Below are 15,939 nucleotides of genomic sequence, written 5' to 3'. Positions count from 1 at the left end.
AACAACGCCAGCCACTTCTTCCCGAACACGCCCAACACCACGCAGGCCAAGTACATGATCTCGTGGTTGAAGCGGTTCGTGGACAACGACACCCGCTACGAGCAGTTCCTCTGCCCCGGCCCGTCGAAGTCCACGCTGGTCGAAGAGTTCCGCAGCACCTGCCCCAACGGCTGAGGGGAACCGGGGGCCGTGAGCGCGCTCACGGCCCCTTCGCCGTGCCGGTAGGGTTCCGGACCCATGGCCGGTGCGAAGGAGTACGAACGCGAGCTCGGCGTGGTCGGTTCCGTCGAGTGCTCGGTGGTCCGGACCAGGCGGCCGTGGGAGCTGGGACTCGACGCGATCGTGGTGCCGGTCGGCCAGGGCCTCGGTGAACTGGGCGAGACGCTGGCGGAGCAGTTCCCCGAAGCGGACTGGCAAGGCGTGCCCTTCGACGAGATCACCCCGGCCACCCCGCGGACGATGGAACTGCCCGGTCCCAGCCCGCTGCTGGTCATCTTCGTCACCTCGGAGAGTTCGGCCGACCCCGGGCGCGAGCACGCCGCGAGGGCGGCGACGAGCGCCATCGCCCTGGCAGCCCGCTCCGGGGTCACCACGCTGGGCCTGCCGCTGCTGAGTTCCGGCCGCCTGGGCAATCCGCCCGCGATCGCGGCCGGCGCGGTGGTGCCCGCGGCGATCACCGCACTCGCCGGGGAAACCGGCGGACCGCTGCGGCGCCTGGTGTTCATCGGCAAGAGCAGGCAGAGCACCGATGCCATCCGCAACGCCTTCGCCGGAACGAACGCGAGCGAGGCGCCGCTCGAAGGCGGGGTCAGCCGGGACCTCGTCGACCCCAACCGCAACATCCCGCTCGAAGAGGACCAGCTGGGCGTCGCGCCGTACGTGTCGATGCTGGCCACGGTGATCGCCGATCCGGCCACGCCGCTGCCGCTGTCGGTGGGGGTGTTCGGCGAGTGGGGCAGCGGCAAGAGCTACTTCATGGGCCTGCTCCGCGGTGAAGTGGAGCGACTGGCCACCCAGGACGTCGTGCAGATCGGGTTCAACGCCTGGCACTACGCCGACAGCAACCTCTGGGCCAGCCTCGGCGACGAGATCTTCCGGCAGCTGGCCGGAATCGACGCGAGGTCCCCGGAACGCGCCGAGCGCCTCCGCGCCGAACTCGCCGAGCGGCTCGACCAGCGCCGCCAGCTGGAGGCGGAGACCGAGGAAGCCCGCGAAACCGCGGCCACGCTGCAGGCCGAGGTGGACCGGGCGGCAGCCGGGCGGGAGCGCAGCGCCAAGGTGCTCGTCGCCGCGCTGCGGAACTCGGCGAAGTTCCGCGAGCAGGCCGATCAGCTGTGGCGAAAGCTCGGTGTGCCCGGGGAAGCCGAACAGGGCAGGCTGCTCGCCGAGCAGCTGCGTGGTTCGCTCGACGACGCGGCGGTGCTCCGGCGGCTCCCCGGCGAGCGGCACGGCAGGATCGCGCTCGCGCTGGCCGTGGTGGTCCTCGCCGCCGGGGTGGTGGCACCGCTGGCGCGCGAGTGGCTCGCCGGCACCGCCGCGGTGTTCACCGTGCTCGCGGGCACCGGCCTCACCCTGCTGACGCGGGTGCGGGCGGGCCTGCGCGGGCTCCGCGAACTGAGCGAGGAACTGCACACCGGGATCAGGGCCGGGACCGAACTGCCGGAGGAACTGGAAGCCCTGCGCGCGGCCGAAGCCCGGCAGCGGGTCGCCGAGGCGCAGCTGGCCGAGGTGGTCTCCCAGGTGGGCGAACTGGGCAGGCAGCTGACCCGCCTCACCCCCGGCCACCGCCTCTACACCTTTCTCGCCGACCGCGCGCGCAGCGACTCCTACGCCGGGAACCTCGGCATCGTCTCCACCATCCGCAAGGACTTCGACCAGCTGGTCAAGCTGATGGCCGAGTGGCGGGCCGACCGGGACCACGGGGTCACCCCGCGGCGCCCGGTGGACCGGATCGTGCTCTACATCGACGACCTGGACCGCTGCAGCCCGCGCCAGGTGGTCGAGGTGCTGCAGGCGGTGCACCTGCTGCTCGCGTTCGAGTTGTTCGTGGTGGTCGTCGGGGTCGATCCCCGCTGGCTGCTGCGGGCGCTGCGCAGCCACTACGCGGAGATCCTCGCCGAAGACGGCGCCGCGGCGCGGCTGACCCCCGAGGACTACCTGGAGAAGATCGTCAACATCCCGCTGGTGCTGCCGGGGCTGGCGCCGGACGGGATGCGCAGGCTGCTCCGCTCGCTGGTGCGGGCCGAAGACCGGGAACCGGTGCGCCGGTTCGAGGAGCCCGAGCCGGACGAGGCCGCCATCGACGTCGAGCACGGGTCCGAAGTGGACACCCGGCGAGTGGTGGCCGCGGCGGAACCCCGGCCGCTGTCCGAACCCGAGCTGCACCTGCTGTCCACCCTGGACTCGCTGGTCGGCACGCCGCGGGAGGCGAAGCGGCTGCTGAACCTCTACCGCATGGTGCGCGCCACCCGTGACCTGTCGGACGCCTCGCGGTTCCTCGGCCGGCCAGGTGAACCGGGGGAGTACCAGGCGGTGGTGCTCCTGCTGGCGCTGCTCACCGCGCACGCCCGGCTGCTCGGCCCGGTGCTCGACACCCGGCCCGACCCCGCAAGCGGGATCGGTGGCGGGCTGCTGCACCGCGACCCGGCAGGCGACTGGGCGGGATTCGTCGCCGACCTCGAACCACGTGACGGGGCCAACCGGGTCGCCGGGCCCATCGACGAGGACCAGCTCGGCGACTGGCGGCACCTGCACGCCGGGCTGGGCCGCGTTTCCGCCGAGGTGGTCCTGCCCGACGTCTCGGCGTTGCAGCTGTGGGCACCCCGCATCTGCCGGTTCTCCTACGCGCTGGTGCCCAGGACCGGTCAGCGGCGGTAGGACAGGCGGATGTTCTGCGGTCCGGCCGAAACCCGCTCCCTGGTGAACTTCGAGTCCAGCAGCTCGAGCACCGGGGTGCGGCGGCGCCTGCCGATCACCGGGCGCCAGAGGAACAGCACCAGCTGCCCGCCGGGGCGCAGCACCCGGTGCGCGTCGTGCACGGCGGCCAGCGGGTCGCCGAACTCCTCCAGGCTGTAGCCGTAGAACAGCGCGTCCACACTGGACTCCGCCAGCGGCAGGGCGCACCCGTCGCCCGGCTGGTAGGTCAGCCGCGCCCCCGGCGCGCCGGTCATCCGCTCGCGCAGCGCGCCGAGGCTGCCCTCGTCGGGGTCCAGCGCGACCAGTTCGCTGCCCTCGCCGAGGTGCGCGGCCAGCGCCCGGGTGTAGAACCCGCCACCGCTGCCGACCTCCACGCAGGTCATGCCGGGCACCGGCCGCACCCAGCGGACGTCGCGGCCGCGCAGGTCCCAGCCGAACGCCGCCCGCAGCGCGGGCGAGCTGATCAGCCGGTAGAGCGCGGCCGGGGTGCGCCAGCCCGCTCTGATTTCGGTCGTGGACGTGGTCGTGGTTGTGGTCACCGTGTGGCTCCTGTCTTCGGTAGCAGCCGGGCCGCGGCGATCGCGGCGACGGCGAAGGTGGTGAAACCGGCGGCGAGCGCGACGGTCATGCCGTCGACGAACGCGCCACGGGCCGCGTCCAGCAGGTGCGCGGCCACCGGTTCCGGCAGGGCCGACGCGGCCTCGGCCGCGTCGGTCAGCCCGCGCCCGGCGAGTTCCGCCTCCCGCGGCGGGACTCCCGGAACAGCGGGGAAAGCGGCGGTGTAAACCCCGGCGGCGATGCTGCCCAGCACCGCCACCCCGAGTCCGGCACCCAGTTCGTAGGCGGTCTCCTCGACCGCCGACGCCGCGCCTGCCTGGGCGGCGGGCGCGGCCGCGAGCAGCGCGTCGGAGGCGGCGGTCAGCGCCACCGAGATGCCGAAGCCGACGGCGACGAGCACCGGGCCCAGCAGCCACAGGTTCTCCGCGGTGTCCAGCCACAGCGCCGCCGCGCCGAGCGCCAGCCCGACCACGGCGAAGCCGGCGACGGTCACCGCGCGCCCCTCGAACCGGCGCAGCAGCGGCGCGGCGACCAGGCTGCCCACCACCGCGGCGACCATCACGAACAGCAGCCGCAGCGCGGCGTCCATCGGCGAGAGCACCAGCACCAGCTGGAGGTACTGGGCGAACAGCAGCCCGAGCCCGACCAGCGACAGCATCACCAGCAGCACGCTGCCGACCGCGACGCTGAACGCGCGGCGCCGGAACAACGCCAGGTCCAGCAGCGGTGAGACCAGCCGCCGCTGCCGCCGGACGAACAGCACCAGCAGCGCCACCCCGGCCAGCCCGGCGACCGGGCCCAGCACGAGCATCGACCCGCCGTGCGGGGTCTGCTTGATCGCGAACGCCACGCCGAGCACCCCACCGGCGGCGAGCAGCGCGCTGAGCGGGTCCCACTTCCCGGCGGGCGGATCCGCCGACTCCGGGATCAGCCAGTAGGTCAGCGGGAGCGCGGCCAGCATCACCGGCACGTTGATGGCGAACGCGGCGTGCCAGCTGAACTCCTGCACCAGGAAGCCGCCGAGCAGCGGCCCGAGCACCGCGCCGGACCCGGCCACCCCGCTCCAGACGCCGATGGCCGTGCGCCGCTCGGCCCGGTCGGGAAAGGCCTGCCGCAGGATGGACAGGGTGGCCGGCATGATCATCGCCCCGCCGACGCCGAGCACCGCCCGCGCGGCGATCAGCACGGCCACGTTCACCGCGAACACCGCGGCCAGCGACGCCAGCCCGAAGACCACGTACCCGAGCACCAGCACGCGCCGCCTGCCGTAGTGGTCGCCGAGCGTGCCGAAGGCCAGCAGCAGCGGGGCGGCCAGCAGCGAGTAGACGGCGATGATCCACAGCTGCTCGGTGGCGTCCGGCCGCAGGTCGGCGGCGATCGCGGGCAGCGCCATGTGCAGCACGGTGGCGTCGATGGACACCAGCAGCAGGCTGGCGCACAGGATGCCCAGCACCGCCCACCGCCGGCGCACCAGCGCTTCCGTCCTCCCCATGCCGATCATCCTGCCTGCCGGCGGTGCCCGGCACGACGGAGGAGAGGTGGATAAAAGGTCATCCTCAGGTCGGACAACCCCTGACAGGGACTGCCAGCAGCAGCCCGCCGAACAGCACCAGCAGGCCCGCGGGCAGCAGGAAACCGAGCCGGGGGTCGGCGTGGTAGAGCCCGGTGAAGGCCGCCGGGGAGCAGGCCGTGCCGGTGAACCGCAGGGACTGGACGATCGAGATGGCGCCGTTGCGCGCGGCCCCGGCCCCGGTGATCACCAGGGTGTTGGTGCCGACCGAGAGCAGCTGGGCCAGCGCCCCGCCCGCCGCCCACGCCCCGACGAGCACCGGGAGCGAACCGGCCAGCCCGAGCACGGCGACGACCGCACCACCGCCGAGCACCCCGGTGGCCACCGCGGTGACCGGGCCGAACCGGTCGGCGAACGCACCGGCGAGGCGGGCGGTGAGGAAGCCGGCGGCACCGAACGCGGTGAGCGCGAGCCCCCGCCACCCGGAACCGAGCGCGAAGGTGTCCTCCAGCCGGAACGCGACCAGGAAGGACAGCCCGGCCAGGCAGCCCCAGCCGAGGAAGATCAGCAGGCCGGGCCGGATCGACGGCCGGAGCGCGGCGCGCCAGGGCACCGGCGGCCCCGGTGCGGCCGCGGCGGGATCGGCGGGCAGCGGCGCGGCGGCCAGCGCCAGCGCGGTGACCGCGATCCCGGCGAAGGCCCACGGCCAGGACCACTCGGCGGCGAGCCCGCCGAGCAGCGGCGCGCTGGTGTGCCCGAGCGCCTGCATCGCGGCGAACAGCCCGAGCGAGCGCCCGAGCCGGCCGGCCGGGGTCACCGCGGCCAGTTGCGCCAGCAGCAGTGGCGTGATGAACGCGTTGGCCGTGCCCTGCAGCCCGCGTGCGGTGAGGAACAGCCAGAACCACGGCGCGACCATGGCGAGCACCGCGGTCACCGCGTACGCGGCGTAGGCGAAGCGCAGCGTGCGGGCCACCCCCCACCGCTGCCCGAGCGTGCCGGAAACCAGCATGACCAGCGCGAACGGCAGCAGGTAGGTGGTCAGCGCGGAGGCCGCGCCCGCCGGGCTGGTGCGGTAGCTCGCGGCGAGCTCGGGCAGCATCGACACCACCACACCGGCGCCGAACGGGCCCAGCAGCCCGCCGAGGTAGAGCCCGGCCAACTAACGGGGGCCGTCGAGCCCGCCGGGGCGCCGGCGCCGGAGGTAGCGCTCGAACTCGGCGGCGATCTTGTCGCCGCTGGCCTCGTCCACGGTGATCTCGGCGTCCCGCTCCTCCAGCGAGCGCACGTAGTCGCGGATCTCCTCGTCCTCGTCGGCCATCTCCGAGACCGTGCGCTGCCACTCCTCGGCCTGCTCGGGCAGGGCGCCGAGCGGGATCTCCACGTCCAGGATGTCCTCGAGCTTGTGCAGCAGCGCCAGCGTGGCCTTCGGCGACGGCGGGTGCGAGACGTAGTGCGGGACCGCGGCCCACACCGAGACCGCCGGGATGCCCGCCTGCACGCACGCGTCCTGCAGCACGCCGACGATGCCGGTCGGGCCCTGGTAGCGGTTGCGCTCCAGGCCGAAGCGGGCGGCGGCGGCCGCGTCGTAGGCGGTGCCGGTGACCGGCACCGGGCGGGTGTGCGGGGTGTCGGCCAGCAGTGCGCCCAGCGTGACCACGGTGGCCACCTGGAGGTGCTCCATGTGCTCCAGCAGCTCACCGCAGAAGGCGCGCCAGCGCATGTTCGGCTCGGGACCCTGCACGAGGACCACGTCGCGGCCGAAACCGGCCGGGTGGCACACCGCCAACCGGGTGGTCGGCCACTCCACCCTCCGGGTGACCCCGTCCACCATGCGGACGGTCGGCCTGCTCACCTGGAAATCGTAGTATTCGTCGGGGTTGAGCTCGACCAGCGGCGTGGCGTCCCAGTTCAGCTGCAGGTGCTCGATCGCGGTACTGGCCGCGTCACCTGCGTCGTTCCAGCCTTCGAAGGCCACCACCATGACGGGCTTGCCGTCGTCGGCGGCCTCGGCGACCGGTTCGGTGTGCGGGCGGTTCGGCTGTTCGGGCTCACTCACTGTGCCAGCCTACGACCTCTCGGGGGTGGCGCTGACCGTAGGCTGGGGACCATGGCCGAACGACTCTCTTCGCCGTTGCTGGACGCGCTCGCCGACCGGGTGGTGGTCGCCGACGGTGCGATGGGAACCGCGCTGCAGGCACACGACCTCTCCCTGGACGACTTCGACGGTCTCGAAGGCTGCAACGAAATCCTGAACGTGACCCGGCCGGACGTGGTGCGCCAGGTCCACCGCGGGTACCTCGAAGCCGGTGCCGACGCGGTCGAGACCAACACCTTCGGCTGCAACTTCGCCAATCTCGCCGAGTACGGCATCGAGGAGCGCATCTTCGAGCTGTCCGAGATCGGCGCGCGGCTGGCGCGGGAGACCGCCGACGAGTTCGCCACCCCGGACAAGCCGCGGTTCGTGCTGGGCTCGGTCGGGCCCGGCACCAAGCTGCCCACGCTGGGGCACGCCCCGTTCAGCCGCCTGCGCGACGCCTACGTGGAGGAGGTGCGCGGGCTGCTGGCCGGTGGCGCCGACGCGGTGCTGGTCGAGACCACCCAGGACATCCTGCAGACCAAGGCGTCGATCATCGCCGCGCACCGCGCGATGGCCGCCGAGGGCAGGCGGGTGCCGATCATCGCCTCGATCACCGTGGAGACCACCGGCACCATGCTGCTCGGCACCGAGGTCGGCGCCGCGCTGCAGGCGCTGGAACCGCTGGGCATCGACCTGATCGGGCTGAACTGCGCCACCGGCCCGGCGGAGATGAGCGAGCACCTGCGCCAGCTGTCCAAGCACGCGCGGGTGCCGCTGACCGTGATGCCCAACGCCGGGCTGCCCGAACTGGGCCCGAACGGCGCGGTCTACCCGCTCGGCCCGGAGGGGCTGGCCGAGGCGCTGTCCGGGTTCGTCCGCGAGTTCGGCGTCGGTCTGGTCGGCGGCTGCTGCGGGACCACCGACGAGCACATCCGCCAGCTGGTCGCCGCGGTCGGCGAGGTGGAGCGCGCCCGACGCCGCCCGCGCCCGGAACCCGGCGTGTCCTCGCTGTACCAGGCGGTGCCGTTCGAGCAGGACGCCAGCGTGCTGATGATCGGCGAGCGGACCAACGCCAACGGCTCCAAGGCCTTCCGCGAGGCGATGCTCGATGGCCGCTGGGAGGACTGCGTGGCGATCGCCCGCGACCAGACCCGCGACGGCGCGCACATGCTCGACGTCTGCGTGGACTACGTGGGCCGCGACGGTTCGGCGGACATGGCCGAGATCGCCTCCCGCTTCGCCACCGCCTCCACGCTGCCGATCATGATCGACTCCACCGAGATCGACGTCATCCGCACCGGCCTGGAGCACCTGGGCGGGCGCTGCGCGGTGAACTCGGTGAACTACGAGGACGGCGACGGCCCGGAGTCCCGGTTCACCAAGGTGATGGAGATGGTCGCCGAGTTCGGCGCCGCGGTGGTCGCGCTGACCATCGACGAGGAGGGCCAGGCCCGCACGGCGGAGAAGAAGGTGGCCATCGCCGACCGGCTGATCGCGCAGATCACCGGGGAGTACGGGCTGGCCGAATCCGACATCATCGTCGACGCGCTGACCTTCACCATCGCCACCGGTCAGGAGGAGTCCCGCCGGGACGCGATCGAGACCATCGAGGGCATCCGCGAGCTCAAGCGGCGCCACCCCGAGGTCCAGACCACGCTGGGGCTGTCGAACATCTCCTTCGGCCTCAACGCCGCCGCCAGGCAGGTGCTGAACTCGGTGTTCCTGCACGAGTGCGTGCAGGCCGGGCTGGACACCGCGATCGTGCACGCCTCGAAGATCCTGCCGATGTCGAAGATCCCGGACGAGCAGCGCAAGGTCGCGCTCGACCTGGTCTACGACCGCCGCGCCGACGGCTACGACCCGCTGCAGGAGTTCATGCGGCTGTTCGAGGGCGTGACGGCGTCCTCGTCGAAGGAGTCGCGGGCCGAGGAACTGGCCAAGCTGCCGCTGTTCGAGCGGCTGGAGCGGCGCATCGTCGACGGCGAGCGCAACGGCCTCGACGACGACCTGGCCGAGGCGCTGCAGTCCCGCCCGGCGCTGGAAATCATCAACAACACGCTGTTGTCCGGGATGAAGACCGTCGGCGAGCTGTTCGGCTCCGGCCAGATGCAGCTGCCGTTCGTGCTGCAGTCCGCCGAGGTGATGAAGGCGGCGGTGGCCTACCTCGAACCGCACATGGAGAAGGACGACTCCGGCGGCAAGGGCCGGATCGTGCTGGCCACGGTCAAGGGCGACGTGCACGACATCGGCAAGAACCTGGTCGACATCATCCTGTCGAACAACGGCTACGAAGTGGTGAACCTGGGCATCAAGCAGCCGATCACCTCGATCCTGGACGCCGCCGAGGAGAACAAGGCCGACGCCATCGGCATGTCCGGCCTGCTGGTGAAGTCCACCGTGATCATGAAGGAGAACCTGGAGGAGATGAACTCCCGCGGGGTCTCCGCCCGCTGGCCGGTGCTGCTCGGCGGCGCCGCGCTGACCAGGTCGTACGTGGAGAACGACCTTACCGAGATGTACCTCGGTGACGTCCGCTACGCCAGGGACGCCTTCGAGGGCCTGCGCCTGATGGACGCGATCATGGCCGCCAAGCGCGGTGAGTCGCCGGTGCTCAGCCAGGAGGAGGAGGCCAAGCGCGCCGAGCGCAAGGCCCGCCGCGAGCGGTCGAACCGGATCGCCGAGGCCCGCCGCGCCAAGCAGGAGGCAGCCGAGCAGGAGCCGCCGCCCGCGCGCTCGGACGTGGCCACCGACGTGCCGCTGCCGACCCCGCCGTTCTGGGGCAGCCGGGTGATCAAGGGCGTGCCGCTGGCGGAGTACTCGGCGATGCTGGACGAGCGCGCCACGTTCATGGGCCAGTGGGGGCTCAAGGGCGCCCGCGGCGGGACCGGGCCGACCTACGACGAGCTGGTCGAGTCCGAGGGCAGGCCGCGGCTGCGGTACTGGCTGGACAAGCTGACCGCGGACGGCGTGCTCGCGCACGCGGCGGTCGTCTACGGCTACTTCCCGTGCGTGGCCGACGGTGACGACGTGGTGGTGCTCACCGAGCCGCGGCCGGACGCGCCCGAGCGCACCCGGTTCACCTTCCCGCGCCAGCGCCGCGACCGGCGGCTGTGCCTGGCCGACTTCTACCGCCCGCGCGAGGCGGCGGTAGCGGCAGGCGAGGTGGACGTGATCCCGTTCACGCTGGTCACCATGGGCCAGCCGATCGCCGACTACGCCAACGAGCTGTTCTCCGCCAACGCCTACCGCGACTACCTGGAGGTCCACGGCCTCGGGGTGCAGCTCACCGAGGCGCTGGCCGAGTACTGGCACCGCCGCATCCGCGAGGAGCTGCACTTCGCCGGCGGCGCCGCGGTGGCCGAGGAGGACCCCGAGGAGATCGAGCGGTACTTCAAACTCGAGTACCGTGGAGCCAGGTTCTCCCTCGGTTACGGCGCCTGCCCCGAGCTGGAGGACCGGGCGAAGATCGTGGACCTGCTCGGCGCGGAGCGCATCGGGGTCAAGCTGTCCGAGGAGTACCAGCTGCACCCGGAGCAGTCGACCGACGCGATCGTCTGCCACCACCCGGAAGCGAAGTACTTCAACACCTAGGAGAGATACGTGACGCAGACGTCCACAGTGGACGAAACGGGAGCCGGGACCGGGCTCGCCGCGGTGCTCTGGGACATGGACGGCACCCTGGTCGACACCGAGAAGCTGTGGGACGTGGCGCTGCACGAGGTGGCCCGGTGGCTCGGTGGTGAGCTGAGCGAAGCGCAGCGGGCCACCCTCGTGGGGTCCAACATGGAGACCACCACCCGGTTCCTGCTGCGCACCCTGGGCAAGCCGGACACCCCGGAGCTGCGGGCGGACATCGCCGCCTGGATCCGCACGCGCACCGCCGAGTTGTTCGGCGACGCGCTGCCGTGGCGGCCGGGTGCCTGCGAGGCGCTGGCCGCGGTGCGCGCGGCGGGCATCCCGTCGGCGCTGGTCACCTCCACCGAACGGGAGCTGACCGAACTGGCGCTGAACACCATCGGCCGGGAGTTCTTCGACGTCACCGTCTGCGGCGACGAGGTCGGTGGCCGGAACAAGCCGGACCCGGAGCCGTACCTGCTGGCCGCGCGCCTGCTCGGGGTGGACCCGGCGCGCTGCGTGGCGGTGGAGGATTCCCCGCCGGGCACCGAAGCCGCGGTGGCCGCGGGCTGCACGGTGCTGGTGGTGCCGAACGACGTGGCGGTGGCACCGGGACCGCGCCGGGTGTTCCGGGAGACGCTGGTCGGCGTGGGCCCCGACACGCTGGCCGGACTGCGGGCGCACGGCTGACGCCACGGACGGCCCGTTCCCGGCGCCGGGAACGGGCCGTCCGTGGCGCTCCGGGGTGGGGCTAGGTGAGGAATTCCGCGGGGATGTCGGCGTGCTTGGTGCCGACCACGGCCACGTAGTGCAGTGGCTCGCCGCTGATGTTGAGCCGGTGCCGGTAGCGCTCCGAGGAGCGGACCTCGAGGACGCCGTTGTCCTGGCAGGTCTTGATGAACCCGGCGAAGCCGGAGGTGTCCTCTTCGGTGAGGAACCGGTCCTTGATGGTGAAGGCGACCCAGCCGCCGTCCCCGATCAGGTTGAACGCCGCGCGGAACGCGCTCGGCGGGATGTCCGCGTAACCCAGTGCGGCCACGCAGACCAGGGTGTTGAACTTCGCCTCCGCCAGCGCGGCGGCGGTCTCTTCGGACGGAGCGGTCACGTCGCCGACGTGGTAGGCGTCGTAGACCTCGGGTCGCTCCCGGTGCGCGGCCTCCGCCGCCTCCGGGATGATGTCCGCGCCGACCAGGTGGCCGACGCCGATGGTGCGCAGCTGCTCGCCGACCAGGCCGTTGCCCGCGCCGAGGTCGAGCACCCGCAGGCCGGCCGCGTCGTAGCCGTCCTGCTGCAACTGCTCCTTGAGCAACTTCGCGATGACGTCCGGGGAACGGCAATCGAGAATTTCGTGGAACAACTGCTCGTACAGCCCGTGAATTCGGTAGATGCGTTGGTAGTCGTGAAAGCGGATGTCGACCCATTCACCGTCGAGCAGAACCGAGCAGTACTCCGCGTCCTGGTCGATTTCGTCGGGCCGCTCCGGCAGCCTGATCTGCAGCTTCTCCAGTGATCGCTGGTTCTCCATATCACTTCTTCCCGTTGTCTCCCAGATACCGAGGACCGTTCTGACATAAGTGGACGGAACGCGGGACGTCAACATCGACTGGACCGTTCGGAGCAGGCCGGGTGTGATCGGTCTGGCAGCCGGGACGGCCCCGGTCGGCGGGCGCGAACCCCGGGTGGAAGGATCTGCAGACCGTGAAGACCTTCGATGAGCTGTTCGCGGAGCTGGCCGAGCGCGCGCGCACGCGGCCCGCCGGATCGGGCACGGTGACCGCTTTGGACGCCGGGGTGCACGCCCAGGGCAAGAAGGTGCTCGAGGAGGCGGGCGAGGTCTGGATCGCCGCCGAGCACGAGTCCGACGAGCGGCTCGCCGAGGAGATCTCCCAGCTGCTCTACCGCGTCCAGGTGCTCATGCTGGGCCGCGGTTTGTCCACTGAGGACGTCTACCGGTACCTGTAGTACCGCCGGACACTTTTTGCCGAAGGAGCTGAAGACGTGCTGCGTGTCGCTGTGCCGAACAAGGGAGCGCTGGCCGGGTCCGCCTCGGAGATGCTCGGTGAAGCGGGGTACCGGCAGCGACATGAGCAGCGCGACCTGACCGTGCTCGACCCGGCCAACGAGGTCGAGTTCTTCTTCCTCCGGCCCAAGGACATCCCCATCTACGTCGGTTCCGGCGAGCTGGACCTCGGCATCACCGGCCGCGACCTGGCGCTGGACTCCGGTGCCCCGGTGGAGGAGAAGCTGGCGCTCGGGTTCGGTGGTTCGACCTTCCGCTACGCCGCGCCGGCCGGCCGCGACTGGAGGCCCGCCGACCTGCAGGGCAAGCGGCTGGCCACCTCCTACCCGCGGCTGGTGCGCGAGGACCTGGCGCGCCAGGGCATCGAGGCCGAGGTGATCCGGCTCGACGGCGCGGTGGAGATCTCCATCCAGCTCGGCGTGGCCGACGCGGTGGCCGACGTGGTCGGCTCCGGCCGGACCCTGCGCCAGCACAACCTGGTGGCCTTCGGCGACGCGATCTGCGTGTCCGAGGCCGTGCTGGTGCAGCGGGCGGGCGGCGAGGACAGCAAGGCCAAGGCCCAGCTCGCGGCCCGGCTGCGCGGGGTGGTCTTCGCCCAGCACTACATGATGCTGGACTACGACTGCCCGCGGTCGCTGCTGGACACCGCGATCGCGATCACCCCGGGCCTGGAGTCGCCGACCGTGGCGCCGCTGGCCGACCCCGACTGGGTGGCCGTGCGCGCGATGGTGCCGCGCAAGGAGGTCAACCGGATCATGGACGAGCTGGCCGAAGCCGGGGCCAAGGCGGTGCTGGCCTCGGACATCCGCTCCTGCCGGCTGTAGCCCGGCGGTGGGGGGTGCGCTCACCGCGTTCGCGCCGATCTGGGCGCTGACCGGGCTCGGTTACCTGCTGAGCCGGTTCGGTGTGCTCGGGGAGCGCGCGGACGCGGTGCTGACCCGGCTCGCCTTCCAGGTCGCCATGCCCGCGGTGCTGTTCAGCACGCTGATCGGCACGCCGTTCTCCGCGCTGGCCGACCGCGGGCTGCTGGCTTTCGTGCTCGGCACGGCGGTGGTCGCGCTGCTCGCGTTCACCCTGTCGACCTGGGTGTTCCGGCGGCGGCGGGCCGAGCGCACGCTGTCCGCGGCGGCGGCCAGCTACGTCAACGCCGGCAACCTCGGCATCCCGGTGGCCCTGCAGGTGCTGGGCAGTTCGTCGTTCATCGTGGCGGTGCTGCTGTTCCAGTCGCTGCTGATGATGCCGTCGATGCTGGCCGCCATCGAGTCGGACGTCCCCCGCGACGACGGCCCCCGCTGGCGGCGGCTGGTGCTGCTGCCGGTGCGGAACCCGGTGATCGCCGCCTCCCTGCTCGGCCTGCTGGTCGGCGGCTTGGGCATCGACCTGCCCGCGGTGGTGCTGGAACCCGTCCACACCCTCGGCGACGCCGGGGTGGCGTGCGCGCTGCTGGTGCTCGGCATGTCGTTGCGCGGGGACCAGGTCGCCCCCGGCCCGCCGGGGGAGCGGCGGCGCGCCGAGCTGGTGGTCGTGGTGCTGGGCAAGGCGCTGGTGCAGCCGGGCGTGACCCTCGGCATCGGCCTGCTGCTCGGCCTGACCGGCCCGTCGCTGTTCGCCGCGGTGCTCTGCGCGGCGCTGCCCACCGCGCAGAACGTGTTCATCGCTTCGAGCCAGTACGCGGTTGATGTCCGGTTCGTCCGGAACTGCGTGCTGATCTCGACGCTGCTGTCGATGGGCTCGCTCACCCTGATCGCCTGGCTGCTCGGCGGAGCCGTCGCTTAGGGGGAGCTGCTCGCTGGGCGAACTCGCCTCGCGGGCCGCCCGCTGCCGTCGGCTTGGCCCGGGTTTCGGCACCTCGGGCAGAAGACGGGCGAGCTTGCTCTGCGCTGCCCGGCCGCCATCCGTCGCCGTCGGCTACGTTCGGCGCGGCCGGGGGCGCCAGTCTCGGCATCGAGCTGCTTGAGCGAATCCGGGTGGTGGCGCTTGCCGGGGCGAATTTGCCTGCGTTGTCAGCCGTCGCCGGTGGGTGCGCCTGGTGGTGGCGGTGGGCACGTGGCCGGGAGTGTCGGCGGGACGGGCGCGGCGGTCCCGGCATCGGCCTGTCGGGTGAGGTCGGGTGGTGGCGGCGGTCTCGGCATCGGCCTGTTCGAGTGATTCTGGGTGGTGGCCGCTTGCCGGGGCGATTCCGCCTCGCGTGGCCAAGCCGTCATCCGTCGCAGTCGGCCTCGTTCGGCACCCCGGCACGCGGCTGGGTCGCCAGGTCGGTGAGGTGGTCGCGGCAGCTTCGGCAGCGGGGTCGTCAGCGGGGCGGTCGTGGTCGTTTCGGCATCAGGTCGTAGAGCTTCTTCCGCACCCCGTTGTCGTTGACGTTGCGCGTGTGCGCCACCTCGGTGATGAAGTCCTCGAAGACGAACTCCGTCTCGGCGGGGACCAGCGCCGGAACCGGCTGGCTCTGCCGCCGGTCCTCCAGCGCCCTGGCGATCTGGTGGAAGGCCACCGCCTGCGCGGTCTCCGGCGCGAACGTGGTCACCGGCACGCCGCGGCTGGCGGCCTCGTTCATCACCACGCCCAGCGGCACGTGCGCGAGCATCGGGATGCCGAAGGTCTGCAGCTCGTGCATCGCGGTCACCGCGTAGGTCGACATCGGCCGCCGGTACAGGCCGGGGACCAGGCCGAAGTAGGTGATCGGGCCGCGGCCGACCAGCTGCTGCACGTAGTTGAGCTGGTCGTTGAGCAGCCGCAGCGCGCGGATGCTGGTGCGGTCGGGCTGCACCGGCACCAGGATGCCGTGGGTGGCGGTGAGCGCGTTGTTGGTCAGCACGTCCAGCGCCGGCGGGCAGTCGATGATCACGTGCTCGTAGTTGGCGAACTGGATCACCCTGGCCAGCTGCCAGCCGGGCACCCGGAACTGGTCCAGCCGCCGGATCAGGTCGAACATGCCGGGGGAGGTCGGGATCACGTCGAAGGCCCCGCCGCGGCCGATGTTGCTGCGCGGGTGGCTGACGATCAGCTCCTCGACCGGGCCCCGCCACATCTTGGTCAGCGCCTTGGCCATGCTCGGCAGGTGCGCCGGTGCCTCCGGCAGGCCCAGCATCTCCGTGGTGGCGTGACCCTGCGGGTCGAGGTCGATGAGCAGGACCCGGCGGCCCTGCTCGGCGAGGGCGGCAGCCGCGCCGACACTGAGCGCGGTCTTGCCGACCCCGCCTTTCTGGTTGACCACCGAGGTGATCTGCATGCCAGGGGACTCCC

At 72.2% G+C, this 15,939-nt stretch carries 13 protein-coding genes; 7 read left to right on the top strand and 6 right to left on the bottom strand.

Translation table 11 applies throughout. From position 1 onward, the window contains the following. Window positions 1–174 (top strand): poly(ethylene terephthalate) hydrolase family protein (locus AC07EG_RS07365; protein WP_478252169.1); only part of this gene is annotated, 174 nt, incomplete at its 5' end. 63 nt (window positions 175–237) lie between these two features. Next, window positions 238–2,877, top strand: a complete 2,640-nt coding sequence (locus AC07EG_RS07360) for a P-loop NTPase fold protein (RefSeq protein ID WP_478252150.1) — start codon at window positions 238–240, stop codon at window positions 2,875–2,877. Here AC07EG_RS07360 and AC07EG_RS07355 read toward each other — a convergent pair. From AC07EG_RS07355 to AC07EG_RS07340, 4 genes are all read right to left on the bottom strand, one after another. Continuing rightward, window positions 2,865–3,455 (bottom strand): class I SAM-dependent methyltransferase, encoded by a 591-nt coding sequence (locus AC07EG_RS07355; RefSeq protein WP_478252149.1) that lies wholly within the window; start codon window positions 3,453–3,455, stop codon window positions 2,865–2,867. The two genes, AC07EG_RS07360 and AC07EG_RS07355, sit on opposite strands and share 13 nt — an antisense overlap. Further along, entirely contained in the window at window positions 3,452–4,966 is a 1,515-nt protein-coding gene (locus tag AC07EG_RS07350) for an MFS transporter (RefSeq protein WP_478252148.1), read from the bottom strand. Before AC07EG_RS07350 ends, AC07EG_RS07355 begins: the two co-directional genes overlap by 4 nt. A 64-nt stretch (window positions 4,967–5,030) precedes the next feature. Next, entirely contained in the window at window positions 5,031–6,143 is a 1,113-nt protein-coding gene (locus tag AC07EG_RS07345; protein ID WP_478252147.1) for an MFS transporter, read from the bottom strand. After that, on the bottom strand, window positions 6,144–7,040 hold the full coding sequence (locus tag AC07EG_RS07340) for a PAC2 family protein (protein WP_478252146.1): 897 nt from the start codon (window positions 7,038–7,040) through the stop codon (window positions 6,144–6,146). A 51-nt stretch (window positions 7,041–7,091) separates the two neighbouring features. Here AC07EG_RS07340 and metH point away from each other — a divergent pair, with 51 nt between their 5' ends. Together metH and AC07EG_RS07330 are read left to right on the top strand one after the other, a co-directional pair. After that, window positions 7,092–10,652 carry a methionine synthase gene (metH, locus tag AC07EG_RS07335; protein ID WP_478252145.1) on the top strand — a complete coding sequence of 1,187 codons (3,561 nt, stop codon included), beginning with the start codon at window positions 7,092–7,094 and terminating at the stop codon, window positions 10,650–10,652. Between the two features lie 9 nt (window positions 10,653–10,661). Continuing rightward, on the top strand, window positions 10,662–11,366 hold the full coding sequence (locus AC07EG_RS07330) for an HAD family hydrolase (RefSeq protein WP_478252144.1): 705 nt from the start codon (window positions 10,662–10,664) through the stop codon (window positions 11,364–11,366). Between the two features lie 61 nt (window positions 11,367–11,427). On the opposite strand, the gene AC07EG_RS07325 is transcribed toward AC07EG_RS07330, so the two are convergent. Further along, complete coding sequence (locus AC07EG_RS07325; protein ID WP_478252143.1) at window positions 11,428–12,201, bottom strand: class I SAM-dependent DNA methyltransferase; 774 nt, start codon at window positions 12,199–12,201, stop codon at window positions 11,428–11,430. Between the two features lie 173 nt (window positions 12,202–12,374). Here AC07EG_RS07325 and AC07EG_RS07320 point away from each other — a divergent pair, with 173 nt between their 5' ends. From AC07EG_RS07320 to AC07EG_RS07310, 3 genes are read left to right on the top strand one after another with little or no spacing between them, the layout of a single operon-like run. Continuing rightward, window positions 12,375–12,638, top strand: coding sequence for a phosphoribosyl-ATP diphosphatase (locus AC07EG_RS07320; RefSeq protein ID WP_113692234.1), 264 nt, complete (start codon window positions 12,375–12,377; stop codon window positions 12,636–12,638). Window positions 12,639–12,674: 36 nt separating this feature from the next. After that, entirely contained in the window at window positions 12,675–13,520 is an 846-nt protein-coding gene (gene hisG / locus AC07EG_RS07315) for an ATP phosphoribosyltransferase (RefSeq protein WP_478252142.1), read from the top strand. 7 nt (window positions 13,521–13,527) lie between these two features. Next, window positions 13,528–14,472: an AEC family transporter gene (locus AC07EG_RS07310; RefSeq protein ID WP_478252141.1), complete on the top strand. Its 945-nt coding sequence runs from the start codon at window positions 13,528–13,530 to the stop codon at window positions 14,470–14,472. A 517-nt stretch (window positions 14,473–14,989) separates the two neighbouring features. Here AC07EG_RS07310 and AC07EG_RS07305 read toward each other — a convergent pair. After that, the gene (locus AC07EG_RS07305; RefSeq protein ID WP_478252140.1) at window positions 14,990–15,925 is read right to left on the bottom strand and encodes a ParA family protein; all 936 of its coding nucleotides are present in this window, start codon (window positions 15,923–15,925) and stop codon (window positions 14,990–14,992) included. Window positions 15,926–15,939: the final 14 nt, after the last annotated feature.

Source organism: Amycolatopsis sp. NPDC045836 (assembly GCF_056431745.1).
The sequence above is the reverse complement of the archived record's forward strand: the minus strand, read 5'-3'. Positions and strand labels throughout refer to the sequence as shown.